A 6,347-nucleotide genomic window follows, 5' to 3' on the forward strand; every position below is an offset into this window, starting at 1 on the left:
TGCCGACCGGCATCACCAGCCCGCCGCTGAACCCCTGCACGACCCGGAACGCGATCAGCGACTCGATGTTCCACGCCAGCCCGGCGAGCAGCGACACCGTGACGCTCGCCGACAGGTCGTCGAGCACCTCGCTCAGCCGGTCCAGGGCCGCCGCGATCCACGGCAGGGAGGCCGGGGCGGGGGAGGCCAGGGCCGCGAGGCGCTGCTCGTCGTCCTCTCCGTAGAGCAGGCTCGGCGCCACCCGCATGCGCAGCGCCGCCGGCGCGTCCCCGAACGAGCTCCCGGGCAGGACGCCCATTCCGTACCGTTCCAGGAGAAGGTGCGTGAGGTCGGCGCCCGTCCGGATGCCGTGGTCGGCCTCCAGCTTGTCCCGCATCGTGCCGAAGTCGGGATAGAGGTAAAAGGCCGCTTCCGGACGCACGACCCGTGCGCCGGCCGCGGCGAACCGGTCGGCGACCGCGCCGGTGACGGCGCCGTGCAGGCGCCTGCTGCGGTCGACGTGCTCGACCAGCTCCGGCGGCTCGGCGAACGCGAACGCGGCGGCGTGCTGCATCGGGGCGGGCGCGCTGGACCAGATCTCGCTGGCCACCCCCAGCAGGCTGTCGCGCAGCGCCCGGCCGAACGGCCCGTCCGGCAGCCGCGCCACCCCGATCCGCCATCCGCCGGCCGCCAGGCTCTTGCTCAGCGCGGTCGTCACGACGGTCCGCTCGGGGGCGTACCGCGCCGGGCTCGGCACCGTCACGCCAGGCGCGTGCACCAGGTCGCGGTAGATCTCGTCGGAGATGACGACCAGGTCCTGTTCGCGCGCGACCGCGCACAGCCGCCGCACGGTGGCCTCGGAGGCGATGGTCCCGGTCGGGTTGTCCGGGAGCGTCACCACGACGGCCCGCACGTCGCGTCCCCGGGCGCGGGCCCGCACCACCGCGTCGGCCAGCAGCGCGGGGCTCGGGACGCCGCCCTCGCCCGGAGGCGTCGCCACCCGGATCGGCTCCACGCCCGCCAGCGACGCCTGCGCCGCGTAGCTCACCCAGCTCGGGGCCGCCACGACGACGTCGCCGCCCAGCGCGGTCAGCAGGGCGAACAGCAGCGGCTTGCTGCCGGGGCCCGCGACGACCGCGGCGGGATCGGTGGGCAGCCCGCGGCGGGCCCAGTATCCGGCCGCGGCGGCGCGCAGTGCGGCGCTCCCGGCCACGGGGCCGTAACCGCCCTGGCCCGCGGCCGCGCCGAGCTCGCGGGTCAGGGCGGGATGTATCGGTATCCCGGCTTCTCCGAAGCCGAGGGGAAGCACGCGCTCCCCCCTCCTGCGCTTGCTGGCTATGGCCTCGTTGACCGCGAGCGTGGCGGACAGGGGGACCGGGCGCGGCTCGAACGACAGCGGCCGGACGGCTGAGGGCAGGTTCTGGGGCATGAGCACTCCATTAGGGCATGACTGTTTCACGGAGGGTAATCGTGGAATCCCCGTGTGTTGCGACCCGGCCGGGTTCGCCTAACTCTTGCCCTCAACGAGCATCATTACAAGCGAGTCTCGCCGATGCTGACCGTAAGATGGGCTGATGCTAGAGCTGCGCCGCCTGCGGCTTCTCGCCGAGTTCTCCCGCCGCGGCAGCATCGCCGCCACCGCCGCCGCCCTCGGCTACACGCCCTCGGCGGTCTCCCAGCAACTGGCCGCCCTCGAACGGGAGGCCCGCGTCCCGCTGCTGGACCGGACGGCGCGCAGCGCGGAGCTGACCGACGCCGGCCGCCGCCTCGCCGAGCGCGCCGAGGAGATCCTCGGCCTCGTGGAGACGGCCGAGGCGGAGCTGTCCGCCCAGGCCGACGCGCCCATGGGCCGGGTCGTGGTCACCGCGTTCCCGACCGCGGCCGTCGCGTTCGCCCCCGCACTGGCGCAGAGCCTCGGCGACCATCCCGGGCTCACGTTCGTGCTCCGGCAGACCGCGCCCGGCACCGGCATCCGCCAGGTGCAGAACGGCGAGGTCGACATCGCGCTGATCGACGACTGGACGGGGAAGGTCCCCGACCAGTCGCCCGCGGCGCTGGAGTTCTTCCACCTGCGCCGCGACCCTCTCGTCCTGGTCGTCCCGGACACCCATCCCATGGCCCGGCCGGACCGGCCGGTCGAACTGCAGCGGCTGCGGGACGAGCCGTGGATGGCGGCGCCGGCCGGGGAGCCGTCGCGGCAGGCCGTCGAACGGCTTCTGGACACGGTCGGCGGCGCCCGTCCTGTACCCTGGGAGTTCGAAGGCCTCCACACGATCCTGAGCCTCGTGGCCCGCGGCATCGGTATCACCGCGGTGCCGGCGCTGGCGCTCGCCGCCGGCGACCAGGGCGTGGCGGTCCGGCGCATCCCCGAATGCAGGCTGGCCCGAGAGGTCTACGCCGTGACTCGCACCGCCAGCGTGCGCAGGCCGTCCGTGGCGGTCACCCTGCGCGCGATCTACGCGGCCGCGAAAGAGGTCCAGATCACCGCGCCCGAGTCCTGAAAAGGGTTTGGGGATACCCGTAAGCAGTCCCTCGTGACCTCTGCCGAAACTCGGAAATAAGCCGGGGAGACGGGTTCGGACCTGGCCGCATCCGGCCTTGATTCGCACCATGGGGGCGTCGGGGCCGAACTAACAGGGGAAACGGCTGCGCGGGGACGAATCCGTCTAAACAGGACGGACGCGCGCGGATCATCACGTACGGTGGGGCGAATCGTGAGCACATCCGAGACCATGTACACCGATCGGGGAGCGCAGCGCTCGATGGAACGACCGGCGACCATGACAGCGGAAGAACCACCAGGCCTGGTGCGCGCACCGAAGCCGCAGGACGGCCCGGGGGCCGCGGGTGGCCACCACATCTTCGAACTGCCGCGGGTGACCGCGCTGCTGATGCACGCGCTCCCGCGCTTCATCGAGGGGGTCATCGCCCCCGTCGCGGTCTTCTACGCCGCCCTCATGATCCTCGGCCTGAACGGCGCGCTCGTCGCCGCCGTCGCCTGGGTGTACGGCGGGATCATCTACCGGTACGTGCGCGGGCACCCCGTGTCGGGGATGCTCATGCTCGCCGCGGTCGGCGTGACCGTCCGCGCCGCCCTCGCCGCCGCGACGCACAGCGCCGTCATCTACTTCCTCCAGCCGACCCTCGGCACGCTCGCCGTCAGCATCGCGTTCCTCGCCTCGGTGCCGCTCCGGCGGCCGCTCGCGATGAAACTCGCCAAGGACATGGCGCCCATTCCCGACGCGTTCTACAAGCACGCCCGGGTCCACCAGTTCTTCCTGCGGATCTCGCTGCTGTGGTCGGCGGTGCTGCTCACGAACGTGGGCGTCAGCCTCTGGATGCTCTTCAACGAGTCGATCAGCATGTACCTGTGGATCCGCACCGGCATCGTCGCGGGCCTGGGAGCGGTCGGCATCGCGATCTCGGTCTGGGGCTTCAAGCGCGTGGTGCGCCACGTCAACCGCGAGCCCGCGGCGGCGGCCACCCCCGCGGCCGGCGCCTGACCGCGCCGCCTTCGGCCCCCGTTCGTCCCCTCTGCCCTCCTCTGACCCTCTCTGAGCAGCGAATCTTCGCTGATGTCCGAACCTGGGCGTGATTCAGGGCGTCTCCAACCTTGGATAGATTTCACCTACACGGGGTGAATGTCTGAGGTTGGGGGAGTCAGTGGTGACAAAGGGTCGGTTGGGACCTGTGGTGGCCGGCGGGACGGGAGCGCTGGCGCTGCTCATGACCGGCTGCTCGATCGGGGGCGAGGGCAAGCTCGCCTCGGGCGGGTCGGACACGACCGTGACGATCACGCCGGCGAACGGGACCGCCCAGGTCAAGCCGGACGGCACGATCGAGGTCAAGGCCTCCGGCGCGAAGCTGCGCAACGTCACCGTCCAGGGCGGGGGAGCCGCGATCTCCGGGAACTACGGGGACGGCCGCAAGACCTGGCGGTCCACCCGCACCCTGACCCCGGGGACGTCCTACACGGTCACGGCCCAGGCCGGCGACGGCGGCAAGGCCCGGACGGTCACCAGCTCGTTCACGACGCTGAAGCCCGCCCAGACGCTGTCGATCGCGGACATCACGCCGAACGTCACCGGGGAGAAGGTCGGCGTCGGCATGCCGATCTTCGTCCGGTTCAACCGGCCGGTCGCCGACAAGGCCGCGGTGGAGCGGACGCTGCGCGTCAGCCCGGAGAAGCCGGTCGAGGGCGCGTGGCGCTGGGTCGGCTCCGACCAGGTCATCTACCGGACCAAGACGTACTGGCAGCCGCACCAGACGGTCCGCTTCCAGGCGGACCTCGCCGGGGTGAACGCGGGCGGCGGCGTGTACGGGGCCAAGGACGCCCAGGCGACCATCACCATCGGCGCCGCGCAGATCACCACCGGCGACATCGGCGACCACCACATGACGGTGACGCGGGACGGCGAGAAGCTGCGCACGGTCCCGTTCAGCGCCGGCAACGGCCAGACGCGGGAGTTCACCACCACCAGCGGCGTCCACCTGCTGATGGAGAAGGGCAACCCGGTCACGATGACGTCCCCCGGCCGCAAGGAGGGGGACCCGGGCTACTACAAGACCGTCGTGAACTACGCGGTCCGCTTCTCCAACAGCGGCGAGTACGTCCACTCCGCGCCGTGGTCGGTCGGCTCGCAGGGCTCGGCGAACGTCAGCCACGGCTGCCTGAACGTCAGCCCCGCCAACGCCAAGTGGTTCTACGACGTCATGCAGCGCGGCGACGTGATCAACCTGACCGGGACCGACCGCGAGGTCGAGTGGGACAACGGCTGGAGCGTCTGGCAGCTCTCCTTCGACAAGTGGCGGGAGGGCAGCGCGCTCCGCTGAGACGGCTGCCGGGGGCGGGGGGAGGGCGACGAAACCTCCGTCTTGCAACGCTTTGATCTCAGGCACCTGCAAAAACCCTGGGACATGGCATGATCGTCGACTTTTGTCGCTAATGTCGCTCTGGTAGACGGCGGGGTTCTGGAGGTCAACGGTGCAGCGGAGGCTTTCCGCAGGGGTTCGGGCTGGCGCGGGAATGGCGGGGGTCGTCCTCCTCTTCACGACGGCCTGCAGCGGAGGAGAGAAGGACTCCGGCGTCACCGTCGGAGAAAAGGGCGACGCGAGCGTCCCGCAGGTGACGATCAACCCGGGCAACGGCAACACCAAGGCCAAGCCCGAGGACGGCGTCGTCGTCACCGCCGCGGGCGGGACCCTCGAACAGGTCTCGGTGACGCTCAAGGGCAAGCCCGTCGACGGCGCGATGGCCGCCGACAAGACCAGCTGGAAGTCGCGCACGCTGCGCCCCGGCGCCAAGTACCAGGTCACCGCGGTCGCCAAGAGCCCCAAGGGCAAGACGGCCACCGTCAACGCCGTGTTCGCCACGCTCAGGGCCGCCAGCGAGCTCAGCATCGTCGACATCACGCCGAGCAAGAACGAGAAGGTCGGCGTCGGCATGCCGATCCAGGTGGTCTTCAACCGGCCGGTGGCCGACAAGAAGGCCGTCGAGAGCGCTCTCGAGGTCAAGTCGACCACGCCCGCCACCGGCGCCTGGTACTGGCTGAACGACACCACGGTGATCTTCCGCACGAAGAACGGCACCTGGTGGGCGCCCAACCAGAAGGTGACGTTCACCGCCCGGCTGGCCGGGGTGAGGTCGGGCAAGAAGACCTACGGCGTGACGGACTACACCCGCGGGTTCCGCATCGGCGACGCGCACATGGTCACGGTCAGCACCAAGAAGCACAAGCTCGTCGTCACCAAGAACGGCCAGAAGGTCCGCAGCTGGCCGATCAGCGCCGGCCGCGGCGGCCGCGTCGTCAACGGCGTCGACACCTACCTCACCACCAGCGGCATCCACCTCACCATGGGCAAGGAGAATCCGGCGATCATGACGTCGGAGTGGATGGGGGTCAAGCCGGACGACAAGAAGAACGGCGGCTACAAGGAGGTCATCCCGCACGCGGTGCGGATCTCCAACAGCGGCGAGTACATCCACTCGATGGCCGCCACCACCTGGGCGCAGGGCCGCCAGAACGTCAGCCACGGCTGCGTCAACTCCCCGCCCGCCGACGCCCGCTGGTACTACGAGTGGTCCTACCGCGGCGACCCGGTGATCATCACCGGCAGCAAGCGCAAGCTGGACCCGCTCAACGGCTGGAGCTACTACCAGATGTCGTGGGACCGGTGGGTGAAGGGCAGCGCCCTCGACCGAACCGTGACCACCGGGTGACCATGACCGGGCCCCGCCCCGGGAACGGCCCGGACACGGCCGTCGGCGATCGGGGACCCGGTGAACGAGCCAGCGCACCCGCTGCGACTGCGGCGCCGCGTATCGCCGCGAGCGTGCGGGGGGTCGGCTTGGCCGGGGTGGTGCGGGC

Annotated in this window: 5 protein-coding genes; 4 read left to right on the forward strand and 1 reads right to left on the reverse strand. The window is 71.1% G+C overall.

The features are described from left to right. On the reverse strand, positions 1-1,408 hold a 1,408-nt coding region (locus tag AB0K37_RS39525; protein WP_363990622.1), incomplete at its 3' end, for an aminotransferase class I/II-fold pyridoxal phosphate-dependent enzyme. 145 nt (positions 1,409-1,553) lie between these two features. On the opposite strand from AB0K37_RS39525, the gene AB0K37_RS39530 reads away from it, so the two are divergent. The 4 genes from AB0K37_RS39530 to AB0K37_RS39545 all read left to right on the forward strand — a co-directional run bounded on the left by AB0K37_RS39530 (position 1,554) and on the right by AB0K37_RS39545 (position 6,199). Next, complete coding sequence (locus AB0K37_RS39530) at positions 1,554-2,480, forward strand: LysR family transcriptional regulator (RefSeq protein WP_345176304.1); 927 nt, start codon at positions 1,554-1,556, stop codon at positions 2,478-2,480. Between the two features lie 213 nt (positions 2,481-2,693). Further along, positions 2,694-3,482: a VC0807 family protein gene (locus AB0K37_RS39535; RefSeq protein ID WP_363990624.1), complete on the forward strand. Its 789-nt coding sequence runs from the start codon at positions 2,694-2,696 to the stop codon at positions 3,480-3,482. Between the two features lie 187 nt (positions 3,483-3,669). After that, positions 3,670-4,812: an Ig-like domain-containing protein gene (locus tag AB0K37_RS39540; RefSeq protein WP_363990630.1), complete on the forward strand. Its 1,143-nt coding sequence runs from the start codon at positions 3,670-3,672 to the stop codon at positions 4,810-4,812. A 193-nt stretch (positions 4,813-5,005) separates the two neighbouring features. Next, a complete protein-coding gene (locus AB0K37_RS39545; RefSeq protein ID WP_363990627.1) occupies positions 5,006-6,199 on the forward strand; it encodes an Ig-like domain-containing protein in 1,194 nt (397 codons plus the stop codon). Positions 6,200-6,347 lie beyond the last annotated feature (148 nt).

Source organism: Actinomadura sp. NPDC049753 (genome assembly GCF_040674655.1).
Taxonomy (GTDB): domain Bacteria; phylum Actinomycetota; class Actinomycetes; order Streptosporangiales; family Streptosporangiaceae; genus Spirillospora; species Spirillospora verrucosospora.